Origin of the sequence: Isoptericola halotolerans, from assembly GCF_045689585.1 — a bacterium.
GTDB classification, from domain to species: domain Bacteria; phylum Actinomycetota; class Actinomycetes; order Actinomycetales; family Cellulomonadaceae; genus Isoptericola; species Isoptericola halotolerans_B.
In genome coordinates this window covers 2,689,078-2,702,872 of sequence record NZ_CP140108.1, presented here as the reverse complement: position 1 = coordinate 2,702,872, position 13,795 = coordinate 2,689,078, and the positions used below count along the sequence as shown (strand labels likewise).

General features: G+C 73.7%; 13 protein-coding genes. 5 read left to right on the top strand and 8 right to left on the bottom strand.

What is annotated here, in order from left to right; genetic code table 11:
- Window positions 1-28: 28 nt before the first annotated feature.
- Together UQW22_RS12570 and UQW22_RS12565 are read right to left on the bottom strand one after the other, a co-directional pair.
- On the bottom strand, window positions 29-1,696 hold the full coding sequence (locus UQW22_RS12570) for a metallophosphoesterase (RefSeq protein ID WP_407317325.1): 1,668 nt from the start codon (window positions 1,694-1,696) through the stop codon (window positions 29-31).
- A gap of 62 nt (window positions 1,697-1,758) precedes the next feature.
- Complete coding sequence (locus UQW22_RS12565; RefSeq protein WP_407317323.1) at window positions 1,759-3,309, bottom strand: MFS transporter; 1,551 nt, start codon at window positions 3,307-3,309, stop codon at window positions 1,759-1,761.
- A gap of 103 nt (window positions 3,310-3,412) precedes the next feature.
- On the opposite strand from UQW22_RS12565, the gene UQW22_RS12560 reads away from it, so the two are divergent.
- Complete coding sequence (locus UQW22_RS12560) at window positions 3,413-3,943, top strand: TetR/AcrR family transcriptional regulator (protein WP_407317322.1); 531 nt, start codon at window positions 3,413-3,415, stop codon at window positions 3,941-3,943.
- 29 nt (window positions 3,944-3,972) lie between these two features.
- On the opposite strand, the gene UQW22_RS12555 is transcribed toward UQW22_RS12560, so the two are convergent.
- From UQW22_RS12555 to UQW22_RS12540, 4 genes are read right to left on the bottom strand one after another with little or no spacing between them, the layout of a single operon-like run.
- A complete protein-coding gene (locus UQW22_RS12555) occupies window positions 3,973-4,764 on the bottom strand; it encodes a Ku protein (RefSeq protein WP_407317321.1) in 792 nt (263 codons plus the stop codon).
- Window positions 4,765-4,811: 47 nt separating this feature from the next.
- Complete coding sequence (locus UQW22_RS12550; protein WP_407317320.1) at window positions 4,812-5,033, bottom strand: SCO4848 family membrane protein; 222 nt, start codon at window positions 5,031-5,033, stop codon at window positions 4,812-4,814.
- Window positions 5,034-5,081: 48 nt separating this feature from the next.
- The gene (locus tag UQW22_RS12545) at window positions 5,082-5,759 is read right to left on the bottom strand and encodes a response regulator (protein ID WP_407317318.1); all 678 of its coding nucleotides are present in this window, start codon (window positions 5,757-5,759) and stop codon (window positions 5,082-5,084) included.
- Window positions 5,756-6,895 (bottom strand): sensor histidine kinase, encoded by a 1,140-nt coding sequence (locus UQW22_RS12540; RefSeq protein WP_407317317.1) that lies wholly within the window; start codon window positions 6,893-6,895, stop codon window positions 5,756-5,758. Before UQW22_RS12540 ends, UQW22_RS12545 begins: the two co-directional genes overlap by 4 nt.
- Window positions 6,896-7,007: 112 nt before the next feature.
- Between UQW22_RS12540 and UQW22_RS12535 the strand changes: the two genes are divergently transcribed.
- The 3 genes from UQW22_RS12535 to UQW22_RS12525 are packed head-to-tail and all read left to right on the top strand — an operon-like array spanning window position 7,008 to window position 11,203.
- A complete protein-coding gene (locus tag UQW22_RS12535) occupies window positions 7,008-7,742 on the top strand; it encodes an ABC transporter ATP-binding protein (protein WP_407317315.1) in 735 nt (244 codons plus the stop codon).
- On the top strand, window positions 7,739-8,527 hold the full coding sequence (locus UQW22_RS12530; protein WP_407317314.1) for an ABC transporter permease: 789 nt from the start codon (window positions 7,739-7,741) through the stop codon (window positions 8,525-8,527). The genes UQW22_RS12535 and UQW22_RS12530 overlap by 4 nt, the downstream gene beginning before the upstream one ends.
- Window positions 8,528-8,569: 42 nt before the next feature.
- On the top strand, window positions 8,570-11,203 hold the full coding sequence (locus UQW22_RS12525; RefSeq protein WP_407317312.1) for an ATP-dependent DNA ligase: 2,634 nt from the start codon (window positions 8,570-8,572) through the stop codon (window positions 11,201-11,203).
- 1 nt (window position 11,204) lies between these two features.
- Here UQW22_RS12525 and UQW22_RS12520 read toward each other — a convergent pair whose 3' ends face one another.
- Window positions 11,205-11,906, bottom strand: coding sequence for a class F sortase (locus UQW22_RS12520; RefSeq protein ID WP_407317311.1), 702 nt, complete (start codon window positions 11,904-11,906; stop codon window positions 11,205-11,207).
- On the bottom strand, window positions 11,906-12,694 hold the full coding sequence (locus tag UQW22_RS12515) for a hypothetical protein (protein WP_407317309.1): 789 nt from the start codon (window positions 12,692-12,694) through the stop codon (window positions 11,906-11,908). The genes UQW22_RS12520 and UQW22_RS12515 overlap by 1 nt, the downstream gene beginning before the upstream one ends.
- 151 nt (window positions 12,695-12,845) lie before the next feature.
- Between UQW22_RS12515 and UQW22_RS12510 the strand changes: the two genes are divergently transcribed.
- A complete protein-coding gene (locus UQW22_RS12510) occupies window positions 12,846-13,769 on the top strand; it encodes an NADP-dependent oxidoreductase (protein ID WP_407317308.1) in 924 nt (307 codons plus the stop codon).
- Window positions 13,770-13,795 lie beyond the last annotated feature (26 nt).

Sequence of the window (13,795 nt, the reverse complement as noted above, 5' to 3'; positions counted from 1 at the left end):
CGGAAGAGCCTACGCGCGGCGGCGGCGCTCAGGGCGCGATCGGGACGTCGACCGAGGGCTCGTCCGAGGGTGCGACCGTCTCCGCGGGGTCCTCGGGCGACGAGGGCGAGACCAGCGGCGCCGGGTCGGCCAGCTCGCCCACCGGCGGGACGACCTCGGGCACGGGGACGCGGTCGTGGACGGTCGCCTCGCCGTCCGGCGTCACCTCGATCACCTGGGTGTCGAGCCACTCACGGGTAGCGGTGTCGATGCGCAGCAGCGTCATCTCGGCGGTGCCCCGCAACGGGCCCACGGTGGGCTGCCCCGAGGCGGCACCCGCCGTGCTCGCCGAGACGTACCGCATGCCGCGCCCCACCTGCAGCGGTCCTGATCGCCGGTGGGTGTGGCCGGAGACCTGGAACGGGACGCATCCCGACTCCAGCGCCGGCACACCCACGACCGGAGTGTGGACCAGCAGCAGGTCAGGTTCCTCCTCGCAGGCGGTCTCGGCCAGGTTCGCCGCCTGCTCGGCCGGCGTCTGCTCGCGCGCGGGGTAGGTCCCTTCGCCGATGCGGGTCTCCAGGGCGTCCCGGTCACCCAGGATCCGCACGCCGGCGACCTCGACCACGTCACCGTCGAGGATGATCTGGCCGTGCGCCGCCTCCTGCTGGGAGGTGAGCGTCGAGTCGTGGTTGCCGTCGGCGACCACCATCGGGACGTCGCCGACCGCCGAGGCGAAGGCGTCCACGCAGACCTTCTCGACGGCGGTGCCGTTCATCGTCGTGTCGCCGGCGTTGAGCACCACGTCGGGCTCGGAGCGCTCGACCACCTCCTCGATCACCGTCGACATGCCGGTGTTGCAGTGCAGGTCGGAGACGACCAGCATCGTCACGACGTCACCGTCGGCGCCCGTGGCGGGATCGGCGGGTTCCTCGCCCAGGTTCGTCCGCACGGCGTGGCGGATCTCCCAGGAGCTCCACGCCGTGCCGAGGTCGGAGCGGGCTGCCTCGTAGAAGGCCTCGTTCTCGTCGTACAGCTCGACGAGCTGACCACCGTAGGTGTCGATCACCCCGGCGAGCCGCCCGGTGATGCGCGCGCCCTCCAGCGACGTCCCCGCGAACACCTCCGAGGCCGGGCGTCCGGGGCGCGGCGTGTCGACGTCCGCCGAGACGAACGCCCCGCCGATGAAGGCGACGACGACGACACCGGCCGTGAGCTGCCACGTCCGCGGGGCGAGCACCGCCGTGAGCTCGCGCCTCCTGGGGCCGCCCAGCAGCGCCCGCACCCCCCAGCCCAGCAGCGCGACGACGGCGAGCGCGAGACCCGCCCGTCGTGCGGCGTCCCCGAGCAGCGCCACGGTCACCGCGTCGATCGTCACCTGCGGGCTGTCGTAGAACTGCAGGTAACCGTCCAGGTCGCCGACGAGCCGGTCGAGCGTCGACGAGGCGCCGACGGCGGACAGGTCGGCCGGGATCTCCTTGACGGTGACGTCCACGCCGAGGCCGAGCGGGAGGGGCGAGTCGATCTCGAGGGTGCCGAGCGGCCCGAGGTCGACGACGACGAGCCCGTCGGTGTCGACGGCGTACTCGGCCTCGTGCGGCCCGAGGCTCAGCGTGGCGGACGCCGTCGTGATGCCGAGACCGACGCAGGCGGTGACGACCGCGACGACGGCGAGCGCCCAGCGCAGCCAGCGGGGCGGGGTGCGGTGTTCGGTCATGGTGGCACCATCCTGACATCGCGCCGCCCGGCTTCCGGCACAGCCCTTCCCCGGGCGGCGCGTCAGGAGGTCACACGGCGCAGCGTCGTCCGCGCGACCACGGCGGCGACCAGGACCGCGACGAGGCCGATGACCGACGTGGTGACCACGCCGCTGCCGAACGCGGCGTGGGCGGAGTCGAGCAGCACGGTCGCCTGCTCCGCCGGGAGCCCTGCCGCGACGTTGGTCGCCCCGCCGAGCGTCTCGGCCGCCCGGGCGGCGTCCGCCGCGGCGACGCCGTCGGGCACCACGACCGACGCCTGGTACGACGCGGTGAGGATGCCGCCCAGCACGGCCGTGCCCAGCACGGCGCCGACCTCGTAGGCGGTCTCGGAGATCGCCGAGGCGGCGCCGGCCTTGGCCGGCGGGACCGTGGAGACGATGAGGTCGTTCGAGATCGTCTCCGCCATCCCGACCCCGAGGGAGAGCAGCACGAACGCCGCGGCGATCCAGCCGGCCTCGCCGCGACCGGCCACGAGGGCGGTGACGAGGTAGCCGGTCGCGGACACGCACAGCCCCGTGGCCACGACGGACGCGGGGCGCACGCGGCGCACGACACGGACCACCGACAGACCGGCGACGACCATGGTGACGGTCCCGGGCAGGAGCACGAGACCCGCCTGGACCGGCGACAGCCCGATGACGAGCTGGAGGTCCTGGGAGACGAAGAACAGGAACCCCACGAGCGAGAACACCGAGAGCAGGTTCACCAGCACGCTGCCGGTGAACGCCCCGTGCCGGAAGAGGCGGACGTCGAGCATGGGGTCCGGGCGGCGCAGCTGGCGGCGGACGAACACCGCCCCGACACCGAGGCCGAGCAGCATCTCGGCGACCCCGGAGACCTCGCCCTCGGCGAGCGTCTTGATGCCGAGGACGACGGCCGTCATCGCCACCATCACGAGCACGATGGAGACGGGGTCGATGCGGCCGGGCGCCGGGTCCCGCGACTCCGGGACGTAGATCGGTGCGAGCACGAGCATCAGCACCAGGACGGGCACCGCGAGCAGGAAGACCGAGCCCCACCAGAAGTGCTCGAGGAGCACGCCCCCGACGATCGGGCCGACGGCCGAGCCGGCGGCGAAGCCCGAGGCGAAGATCGCGATGGCCAGCCGGCGCTCGGAGCGGTCGGTGAAGACGTTGCGCAGCAGCGACAGCGCCGACGGCATGAGCATGGCGCCGAAGAAGCCGAGCGCCGCCCGCGCGGCGACGAGGGTCTCCGCCGTCGGGGCGAACGCGGCCACGGCGGAGACCGCGGCGAAGCCGACGGCACCGGTCAGCAGCAGCCGACGGCGGCCCACCCGGTCGGCGATCGAACCCATCGGGACGAGCAGGCCGGCGAGCACCAGGGAGTAGGAGTCGACGATCCAGAGCAGCTGGGTGCCGCCCGGCTCGAGAGCGGCCGAGATCTGGGGCAGCGCGAAGCTGAGGACGGTGTTGTCGATGGACACCAGGAGCACCGGCAGCATGAGGACCGCGAGGGCGACCCACCGCCGCGCCGCAGTGGTCGGGGACGCGGCGCCGGGGGCGGAGGGGTTCGTCGTCGAGGGTGCCGGTGCCGTGGGGATCTGAGCCATGGCGGATGCCTCTCACAGCACACGACGGTCAGGGCGACGCGTCGCGTCGAGCTTCTGCACCGTCTAGTCGGTACAGTAACGCGTCCGCCGGTAGGGTGCAACCATGCCTCCCCCACCGGCAGCCCGCGCCAAGGTGCTGCACGCGTTCACCGACCTCCTCGTGACCTCCGGCGAGCGGTCCGCCACGCTCGACGCCGTCGCCGAGCACGCGGGCGTCTCGAAGGGCGGGCTGCTCTACCACTTCGGTTCCAAGGACGCCCTCGTCGACGGCCTGGTCGAGCACCTCACCGGGCTGATCTCCGCCGACGTCTCCGCGATGCGGTCCGCACCCGAGGGCCCCGTGCACTACCTGCTGCGCACCTCGTCCGCCGTGGGCAGCGAGTTCGACCGCACCTACCTCGCCGTGGCGGAGCTCGCGCGCGGCGCCTACCCGCGTGCTCGCGGCGCGCTCGACGCGGCCGAGCAGGCGTGGACCGACGCCGTCGCCGAGCAGGTCCACGACCCGGCGGTGGCCCGCGCCGTCGTGCTCCTCAGCGACGGCATCTACCACCGCGCCTCCCTCGGCGCCGAGCCCCCGCCGCTCGAGGAGCTGCTGGCGCTGGTCGAGCGCCTGCGACAGTCCGCCACCGCCTGAGCTGCCAGGACGAGCCCCCGCGACGACGGTCAGCCGGTCTTGCGCTGCGCGGCGACGGATCGCTTGAGGGCCTCCATGAGGTCGACGACCTCGGCGCCCTCCCCCTCCTCCTGCTCCCCGAAGGTCTCCGCGGGGTCCAACGTGTCGCCCTTCTCGATCTTGGCGTCGATGAGCTGGCGCAGCTGGACCTGGTACTCGTCCGTGTAGTCCTCGGGCGTGAAGTCGGACTCGTAGCTCGCCACCAGCTGGGCGGACATCGCCAGCTCCTTGTCGGTGACGGAGGTCGAGGCGTCCAGGGACGGGAACTCGGCCTCCCGGATCTCGTCCGCCCACAGCAGCGTCTGCAGGGTCAGCACCTCCTCGCGCACGCGCAGCGCCGCGAGCCGGGTGCGCTGGCGCAGCGCGAACTTCACGATCGCCGTCCGGTCCGTCTCCTCCAGGGTGCGCCGCAGCAGCACGTACGCCTTGGGGCTCTTCGAGTCCGGCTCGAGGTAGTAGGTCCGGTCCAGCAGGATCGGGTCGACCTGGTCGCTCGGCACGAACTCCACCACCTCGATCTCGCGGTGGGTCTCCGCCGGCAGCGCGGCGAAGTCCTGCTTGGTCAGCACGACCACCTGCTCGCCGTCGTCGTACGCCTTGTCGATGTGCTCGTAGGGCACCGTCTCGCCGTCGAGCTCGCAGACGCGCCGGTAGCGGATCCGGCCGCCGTCCGCGTCGTGGACCTGGTGCAGCGAGACGTCGTGGTCGGACGTCGCGCTGTACAGCTTCACCGGGACGTTGACGAGGCCGAACGTCACGGCACCCTTCCAGATGGCCCTCATCACCCCAGTCTCACGCGGGACGCGCGAGCGCGCAGGGCGATCGAGCGTCAGCCGAGCAGACCGAGCACGCCCACGACGCCGACCAGCAGCGCGAGGACGACGGAGACCCCGACGAGCACGGCATGGACGGTGTAGAACCGCGTCGGTCGGCCGGCGTCGTCACGGGCGCGGGCGTCCTTGGTCACGCGTCGCCAGAACTGGGGCCACACGACGAGATTCCAGACGGCGGCGAGGACGAGGACGAGCGACCACACGAGAGGAATCTGCACGTCACCAGTGTCCCACCGACCGCCACCAGGCCGTCCGGGGACCCCGCCTCACGAGAGCAGGCCGTGGTGCAGCGCGCGCAGCACCGCCTTGGTGCGGTCCGTGGTGTCCAGCTTGAGCAGCACGGCGGACACGTGGTTCTTCACGGTGCCGGGTGCCAGGTGCAGCACCTCGGCGATCTCCCGGTTGGTGCAGCCCTCCGCCACGAGCCGCAGCACCTCGGTCTCGCGCTCGGTCAGCGGCTGGACGTGCGCGTCGTCGATCCCGAGGTCCGCTGCCGGGGACGACCGCACGGCGCGCAGCAACCGGGCCGTCACCGACGGCTGGACGTGGGTGCCGCCGCCGGCCAGGGTGCGCACCGCACCTGCGAGCTGCGCGACGGTCACATCCTTGAGCAGGTAGCCCTGCGCCCCCGCGCGCAGCGCGCCGAGCACGAGCTCGTCGTCGTCGAACGTCGTCAGCACCAGCACCGGCACGTGCAGCCCACGACGGCGCAGCTCACGCAGCGCCCACAACCCGTCCGTCCCCGGCATGCGCAGGTCGAGCAGCACCACGTCCGGGCCGTGCGCCACCACGGCCTCCACCCCCGCCGCGCCGTCGTCCGCCTCGGCCACCACGTCGAGACCCCCGGCGATCTCCAGCAGGCTCCGGATGCCGTGACGCACGAGCGTCTGGTCGTCGACGAGCACCAGGCGCAGCTCCCCGGGTGCCGCCGGTGCCCGCGTCACGAGCGCACCCGCTGCGGCATCGCGGCCTCGATCCGGAAGCCCCGCGAGCCGTCGAAGCGCACCGCCCCGCCCAGCACCTCGACGCGCTCGACGATGCCGCGCAACCCGTTGCCCGGCGTCACCGTCCCGGCGGCGTACCCGTCGTCGTGCGCGACCAGCCTCAGCCGCTCGCCGTCCGCCGTGACCTCGATCGTCAGGACCGACGCCTCGACGGCGTGCCGCACGGCGTTGGTCGCGACCTCTTGAGCCACCCGCACCAGCGCGGCCGTCTGCTCCTCGTCGGCGGCGACGTCGTCCGCCACCGACACCTCGAGCCTCGGGTGCGGGACCGCGGCCGCGACCGCGCCGAGCGCCTCACGCAGGTCCGGCGCCCGACGGCGGAGCTCGCCCACGGTCGTGCGCACGTCTGCCAGGAGCTCGCGCGCCATGCTCCGCGCCCGCTCGACGTGCTCGGCCTGCTCCGGACCGGTCCGGTGGACGGCCGACTCCAGCTCCAGCGTCAGCACCGTGAGCTGGTGACCCAGCAGGTCGTGCAGCTCGCGCGCGATCCGCAGGCGTTCCGAGGCCCGGCTCACCTCGTCGCGCAGCACCGTCGCCGCCGCGAGCTCGGTGTGCGCCACCGAGAGCTCGACCCGCATGCGCTGCTCACGCTGCAGGGCGGCACTGACGAACGCGGCGGAGACCTGGAGGAGCAGGTACAGGCCCGCCCCGAAGACGACCTCGGCCACCGGCAGCTCCGCGCCCCGGCGCTCGGCACCGAGCACCGAGCTGACCACGAGGACCACGGTGTTGGCCGCGATCACCGCCGTCGTCACCCGCCACGACACCAGGTACGTGCTCAGCGCGGCGCCGAACACGAGCAGGATCGGCAACCAGCCCGCCCCCGGCAGCCCGATGATCAGCACACCCGCGAGCACCGTCTGGCCGGCGACACCCGCCACCGTCCCCGGGGCGTGCGGCTTCTGCACCATCACCCAGAGGGTCAGCGCCACGAAGGCGACCGCCGCGACCCACCACATCCACGGCGCCACCAGGTAGGACGACCGCTCGACGATGAACGGCACGATCACCACGACGCCCACGCACACGCCGAGCACCGCCAGCCCTGCCGCCGCGTCTGCCCCTGGTCGTCGCACCGTCCCACGCTACGGCAGGTCAGCGCCGCGCCGCGGGTGCCAGAGGTCACGGTCGGAGGTCGTGACCGCCGGCACGCGCGGCGGGGTGCCCGCCGTCCCTAGCGTCGTGGTCATGACAGCGATCCGAGCGACGCACCTGCACAAGGAGTACCGGCGGCGCGGCCGCACCACCGTGGCGGCGGACGACGTGAGCCTCCGCATCGAGGTCGGTGAGATCGTCGGGCTGCTCGGCCGCAACGGCGCCGGTAAGTCCACGGTGGTGAGCCTCGTCAGCGGCCTGCGCGCTGCGGACACGGGCACGGTGAGCGTGCTGGGTCACGACCCGCGCGCCGACCGCGCGAAGGTCCGCGGCGTCCTGGGCGTCCAGCTCCAGGAACCACAGCTCCAGGACGCCCTGACCGTCGGCGAGCTGGTCAGGCTGCACCGGTCCTTCTACCCGACGGGCCGCGACCCCGGCGAGCTCGTCGAGGCGATGGGGCTGGGCGACCAGCACGAGACGCGGTTCGGCAACCTCTCCGGAGGACAGCGGCAGCGCACCTCGATCGCCGTGGCGCTGGTCGGCAACCCGCGGGTGGTGATCCTCGACGAGCTCACCACGGGTCTCGATCCCGAGGCCCGTCGCGGCATGCTCGACCTGGTGCGCGGACTGCGCGAGGACGGCACCACGGTGCTGCTGGTGAGTCACCACATGGACGAGGTGGAGAAGCTGTGCGACCGCGCGATCGTGCTCGACGCCGGCCGCGTCGTCGCCGACAACACTCCCGCCGGACTCGTCACGGACGCCGACCTGCCGACGGATGCCGGGCTCGAAGAGGCCTACCTGACCCTGACGGGAGCCGCACGATGACCGACACCCTGGTCCCCCGCCTGCCCGAGGTCCGTCCCGGCGTCCGCGCGTGGCTCGCCATGACGGTCGCCGAGGCGAAGATGGTCGCCCGCGACACGGCCGGTCTGATCGTCCCGATCGGCATGCCCGTCCTCATCCTCGTGATGAACGGCACCCAGAGCGGCGCCGAGACCGTGATCCCCGGCACGGGCGGACGCACCGCCTTCGACCTCTACCTGCTGCCCCTCACCCTGGCGTTCGTCGTCGCCATGGTCGGGGTCGTGAACATGCCGAGCTTCCTGGCCACCTATCGCCGCACCGGAGTGCTGCGCCGGCTCGGCGTGACTCCGGCGTCCCCGGTGATGGTGCTGGTCGCGCAGGCCGCCGTCGGGATCGCGCAGATCCTGGTCGGGCTGGCGCTCACCCTGGGGGTGGCGTTCGTGGCCTACGGTGCCCACGCACCGGCGGCCCCCTGGACCGCGACCGGTGTGCTGGCGCTGGCGATCGCGGCGATGTACGCCGTCGGCATGCTCGTGGCCGCGGTCTCCCCCACGCCACAGTCCTCGGTGGCCATCGGACTGGTCGCCTTTCTCGGTATGGCCGCCGTCGGCGGACTGTTCGGGGGCCGGGAGAACCTGCCGGACGTGCTGGCCCAGATCGGTGGGGTGCTGCCCTTCGGCGCCACCGTCGACGCGCTCGGCGCCGCCTGGGCCGGCGCTCCCGTACCGGCCTCCGCCGTCGTCGGCCTGGTGGTGGCGACCCTCGTCGGCACGCTGCTGTCGGCTCTCTGGTTCCGCTGGGAGTGACCCGGGACTGCGCCCCGCCCCGGGCCGGGGCAGCATGAACCCATGGCACCCGCCGACGCGCCCCGGTCCCGGCCCCAGACGGTCTCGGTGGAAGGCCGCCGGCTCCAGCTGACGAACCTCGACAAGGTGCTCTACCCGGCGACGGGCACCACCAAGGGCGAGGTGCTGCACTACCTGGCCCAGGTGGCGCCCGCGCTCGTGGCGCACGCCGCGCACCGTCCGGCCACGCGCAAGCGGTGGCCGGACGGGGTGGACGGGCAGATGTTCTTCCAGAAGAACCTCGACGCCTCGACACCCGAGTGGGTGCCGCGGCGCACCATCCGGCACACGTCGTCGACCAACGACTACGTGCTGGTCGACGACCTCGCCACCCTGACCTGGCTGGGCCAGACCGCCACGCTCGAGATCCACACCCCGCAGTGGCAGTTCGGCCGCACGGGCACGCCGCTGGCCCCGGACCGCCTGGTCCTCGACCTCGACCCGGGACCCGGCGCGGGTCTGGCCGAGTGCGCGGAGGTCGCCCGGCTCGCCCGGGACGTCCTCGCGGGCATGAACCTGGACCCGCTGCCGGTGACGAGCGGCTCCCAGGGCATCCACCTGTACGCGGCGCTCACCGCGGCGCACGGCGAGCTCACCTCCGACGACGTCTCCGCCGTCGCCAAGGAGCTGGCCCGGCACCTGGAGTCGGCCCGTCCGGACCTGGTGGTCAGCGACATGAAGAAGTCGTTGCGCGTGGGCAAGGTGCTGGTCGACTGGTCGCAGAACAACGGGTCGAAGACGACGATCGCGCCGTACTCGCTGCGCGGGCGCGGGGAGCCCACGGTCGCGGCACCGCGGACGTGGGACGAGCTCGACGACCCGGACCTGCGCCAGCTGAGCCACACCGAGGTCCTCGAGCGGCTCGACCGCGACGGCGACCTGCTGGCCCCGCTGCTCACCGGCCACCTGTCGCGGCTGGAGCCGACGCCGGATCGGCTCGCCTCGTTCCAGCGGCTCGAGACGTACCGGGCCAAGCGTGACCCCGGCAGGACGCCGGAGCCCTTCGGGCCGGACGCCGGGCGCCCGGACCCGCACCCGGAGGGGTCGGCCGGGCACGGCGGGCCCCCGTCCGCACCGGGCGAGGAGGCCCGCCCGTCGTTCGTCGTCCAGGAGCACCACGCCCGCCGCCTGCACTGGGACTTCCGCCTGGAGCACGAGGGGGTGCTGGTGAGCTGGGCGCTGCCCAAGGGTGAACCGACCGACCCGTCCCGCAACCACCTCGCGGTGCAGACCGAGGACCACCCCCTGGAGTACGGGCAGTTCGAGGGCACGATCCCGTCCGGCGAGTACGGCGCAGGCGAGGTGACGATCTGGGACGCCGGCACCTACGAGCTGGAGAAGTGGCGCGAGGGCAAGGAGGTCATCGTCACGCTGCACAGCGAGCGCCGGGGGTCGCGCCGGCTCGCCCTCATCCAGACCGGTGGCCGCGACGGCAGCGCGAGCTCCTGGTTGATCCACCGCACCAAGGAACAGCCCGACGGCGCCGCGCCGTCAACCGGTACGACCTCGACCGGTACGACCTCGACCGGCGACGCCGAGACACTGCCCGACGCCCCGACACCGGCCGCCGGCCCGCCACCGCGCCCGATGCTCGCGACCACGGCGCCACCCGCGGAGCTCGCCCGCATGGAGGCCGACGAGTGGGCGTTCGAGGCCAAGTGGGACGGGTTCCGGGCGATCGTCGAGGTCGTACCCGCCGACGTGCCCGAGGGACCTGGCGGCGCTGCGGGCGACGGCACGGGCGCCGGCACGGACGGCGGCCGCCCGCCGACAACCCGCGTGCGCCTGACCTCACGGTCGGGCCGGGACCTGACACCCACGTTCCCGGAGCTCCAGGAGCTGGCGGAGATGGTCGCCGACGACGAGGTGCCGCTGGTGCTCGACGGTGAGGTGGTCGCGCTCGACCCGCAGGGCCGGCCCAGCTTCCGGCGGCTGCAGAGCCGGGCCAACCTGGTCAAGCCGCGGGAGGTCGAGCGTGCGCGCCGTCGCGTGGGCGTCGATCTCGTGCTCTTCGACGTGCTGCGGGTGGCCGGCATCGACGTCACCGACCACCCCTACGACGAACGGCGTGCGATGCTCGCCCGCGTGCTCACCCCGCGGCGCCCCGTGCACGTGCCGGAAACGTTGCCCGGCGGCGCGGCGGACGCGCTGACCGAGTCACGCCGTCTCGGGCTGGAGGGGATCGTGGCGAAGCGACGGCGGGCCGGCTACGCGGCAGGGCGCCGCTCGCGCGACTGGCTGCGCGCCAAGCACGTCGAGATGCAGGAGGCGGTCGTCGTGGGATGGCGTCCGCTGCGCAGCGGGACACCGACCGAGGACCCGCGGTCTGTCGGCGGCCTGCTGCTCGCGGTGCCCGACGGCGAGGGCCTGCGCTTCGTGGGACGGGTCGGCTCCGGCTTCGGGGACGCGGAGCGGCGGTCGCTGCGCGAGGTGCTGGGTTCGCGAGAGCGTTCCACCGCGGCCGTGGACGTCCCGGCCGTCGACGCCGCGGGGACGCGCTGGGTGGACCCGTCCGAGGTGGTCGAGGTGATGCACGCCGGGTGGACCGGGGGCTCGCCCGGCGCGGGGAGCCTGCGGCACCCTGTCTGGCGGGGTCGGCGCCCGGACAAGGGGCCGCAGGACGTCCGCGTCGAGTGACTCACACCTGGTGGGCGTACACGACGGTGTTGTCCTGGTAGTGGCCGGCCTCCGGGTCCCAGGCTCCGCCGCACGTGATGACACGCAGCTCGGGGCCCTCGGTGTTGGCGTACACGCGCCGGGTCGGGAACTCGTCCTTGTCGTACGCCTCGACACGGTCGACCTCGAAGGTGACCGTGGTCCCGTCCTTGCGTTCGACGTGCACCTTCTGCCCCGGTTCCAGCGTGGACAGGTGGTAGAAGACCGACTCGCCGTTCGGGCTGTCGACGTGTCCCTCGATGACCGCCGGCCCCTGGTCGCCGGGCCGCGGGGACCCGTCGAACCAGGCGGCGCGGTCGATGTCGTCACCCGCGGGGACCTCGATCGTGCCGTCGTCGTTCAGGCCCAGGTGCAGCAGCCGCGAGTCGACGTCGATGGCCGGGATCCGCACCCGCTCGGGTGGAGCGCTGCGCTCCTCCGCGGTCGGCTCGTCGGACGGTGCGACCGGCTCGGCGGCGCTCGGGGCGGTGCTCGGGCCGGGCAGCGCCTCGGGCGGCGCGGAGCGGGACGAGGACGGGGGCGGCGACGGCTCAGCCGCCGTCATCCCTCCCACCGGTGCCGGCACGGGTGCCGGCTCCTGCGTACCCAGCCCGACGGCGACCGCCGTGCCGCCGCCGAGCAGCAGCCCGGCGGCGAGGACGACGGTCGCGCGTCGGCCGACCATCAGGAGTCCTGGCTCACGGTCCGACGGCGGGCGACCAGACCGGCGGTCAGGCCGGCGCCCGCGAGGAGCGCCACACCACCACCGGCGATCAGACCAAGGTTCTCGGTCCCGGCGGTGCCACCGGTGCCGGTGGCCACGCCGCCGGCCGGCATCTCGTCCATCTGCGAGGCGGCGAGGATGCCGCACAGCGCCGGGTCCGTGGCCTCGGCCGGCAGCGACGGGTCGAGGTCCGACTCGGTGTCGCCGTCGTAGGCACCGCTGCCGTCGTGGTCGACGCCGTGCACGACGAGGGCGACGTCACCGGCGAGGATGTCGTCCGCGAGGTCCTCGGAGACCTCGATCTCACCGCGCTGGTAGTCGATCTCGCCGCCCTCGGCGGTGTCGAACCGGTCGACGGCGAGCGCCGAGTCGCCCGACGTGTCGCCCTCGGTGGTCAGGGAGACCTGGACCGAGCCGTAGGACGGGACACCCTCGGACGTGGTGATGGTGCCCGAGTCGTCGGCGTCGTCGCTCTCGACGGGGCACTGGTTCGTGGCGTCCTCGCCGTAGTGCAGGTGAGCGGCGTGCGGGCTGCCGGCGAGCAGGCCGGAGGCCGCGAACTCCACGGTCAGCGTGGTGCCCTCGACCCAGACCATCGCCTCGCCGCTGCCGTCCACGCCGTTCAGCGGGACGGGGGTGAGATCGCCCTGAGCGGTTCCGTCCGCGGCCGAGGCCGTTCCGGTCACGGCGAGCAGTCCGGCGAGCGAGAGGGCCGGCGCGACGAGCGCGGCGCGGGTGCGTGCCTTCATGATCGATCCCTTCGTTCCGGGCCGCGACGTTCGCGACCTGTCGGGGGTTCGGAGGTGTGGCGCGTCCGGATGGGTCCGGATCGAGATCGGCGACGACGGCGGCCGGGCGGGGGCCCGGAATGGCTGGCCCGGGTCGCCGGTTTCCCCTGGCATGCGAGCAATCACCTACGGCCGGTACGGCGACGCCGACGTCCTCGAGCTCACCGAGCACCCCGACCCCCACCCCGGCCCGGACGTCGTCGTGGTCCGGGTCCGCGCGACCTCCGTCAACCCCGTCGACTGGAAGGTCCGGGAGGGATATCTGGACGGGCTGCTGGACGCCCGGTTCCCGGTGACGCCCGGCTGGGACGTCGCCGGCGTCGTGGAGCAGGTGGGTCTCGACACGCCGGAGCTCCAGGTGGGCGACGAGGTCTACGGGTACGTGCGCACCGACGTCGTGCATGGCGGTACGTTCGCCGAGCTCGTGGCCGCGCCCGTACGCACGCTGGCGCGCAAGCCGCGCTCCCTGACGTTCGAGGAGGCGGCAGCCGTCCCCCTGGCGGGCCTCACCGCGCTGCAGACGGTCCGGCGTTCCGGCGTCCGGGACGGACACACCGCGCTGGTCCATGCCGCGGCGGGCGGCGTGGGCGCCTTCGCGGTGCAGATCGCCCGCTCGCTCGGCGCCCGGGTGATCGGTACCGCGAGCGAGCCGAACCACGCGTTCCTGCGGTCCCTCGGCGCGGAGCCGGTGACCTACGGCGACGGCCTCGCCGACCGGGTGCGCGAGCTGGCGCCCGACGGCGTCGACGTGGCGCTCGACTACGTCGGCGGCGACGCGGTGGCGACCTCCGCCGCGGTGCTGGCCGACGGCGGGACGATCACCTCGATCACCGACCCGGCCGCGCGTGACGAGCACGGCGGGCAGTACGTGTGGGTGCGCCCGTCGACAGGCGACCTGGACGACCTGGCCGCGATGCTCGACGCCGGGACGCTGCGTGTCGAGGTCGCCGAGACCTACGAGCTCGCGGACGCCGCCGCGGCGCACCGCGCCAGCGAGGGCGGGCACGTGCGCGGCAAGATCGTCGTGCGGGTCTGACCGACGGTCCGTCCGACCGACGGTCC

What these genes read in the sequence shown, in the direction of transcription:
- UQW22_RS12510 (WP_407317308.1), top strand. Translation starts at nt 12,846, where the DNA reads ATGCGAGCAATCACCTACGGCCGGTACGGCGACGCCGACGTCCTCGAG.
- UQW22_RS12530 (WP_407317314.1), top strand. Translation starts at nt 7,739, where the DNA reads ATGACCGACACCCTGGTCCCCCGCCTGCCCGAGGTCCGTCCCGGCGTC.
- UQW22_RS12565 (WP_407317323.1), bottom strand. Translation starts at nt 3,309, where the DNA reads ATGGCTCAGATCCCCACGGCACCGGCACCCTCGACGACGAACCCCTCC.
- UQW22_RS12520 (WP_407317311.1), bottom strand. Translation starts at nt 11,906, where the DNA reads ATGGTCGGCCGACGCGCGACCGTCGTCCTCGCCGCCGGGCTGCTGCTC.
- UQW22_RS12570 (WP_407317325.1), bottom strand. Translation starts at nt 1,696, where the DNA reads ATGACCGAACACCGCACCCCGCCCCGCTGGCTGCGCTGGGCGCTCGCC.
- UQW22_RS12525 (WP_407317312.1), top strand. Translation starts at nt 8,570, where the DNA reads ATGGCACCCGCCGACGCGCCCCGGTCCCGGCCCCAGACGGTCTCGGTG.
- UQW22_RS12535 (WP_407317315.1), top strand. Translation starts at nt 7,008, where the DNA reads ATGACAGCGATCCGAGCGACGCACCTGCACAAGGAGTACCGGCGGCGC.
- UQW22_RS12515 (WP_407317309.1), bottom strand. Translation starts at nt 12,694, where the DNA reads ATGAAGGCACGCACCCGCGCCGCGCTCGTCGCGCCGGCCCTCTCGCTC.
- UQW22_RS12555 (WP_407317321.1), bottom strand. Translation starts at nt 4,764, where the DNA reads ATGAGGGCCATCTGGAAGGGTGCCGTGACGTTCGGCCTCGTCAACGTC.
- UQW22_RS12560 (WP_407317322.1), top strand. Translation starts at nt 3,413, where the DNA reads ATGCCTCCCCCACCGGCAGCCCGCGCCAAGGTGCTGCACGCGTTCACC.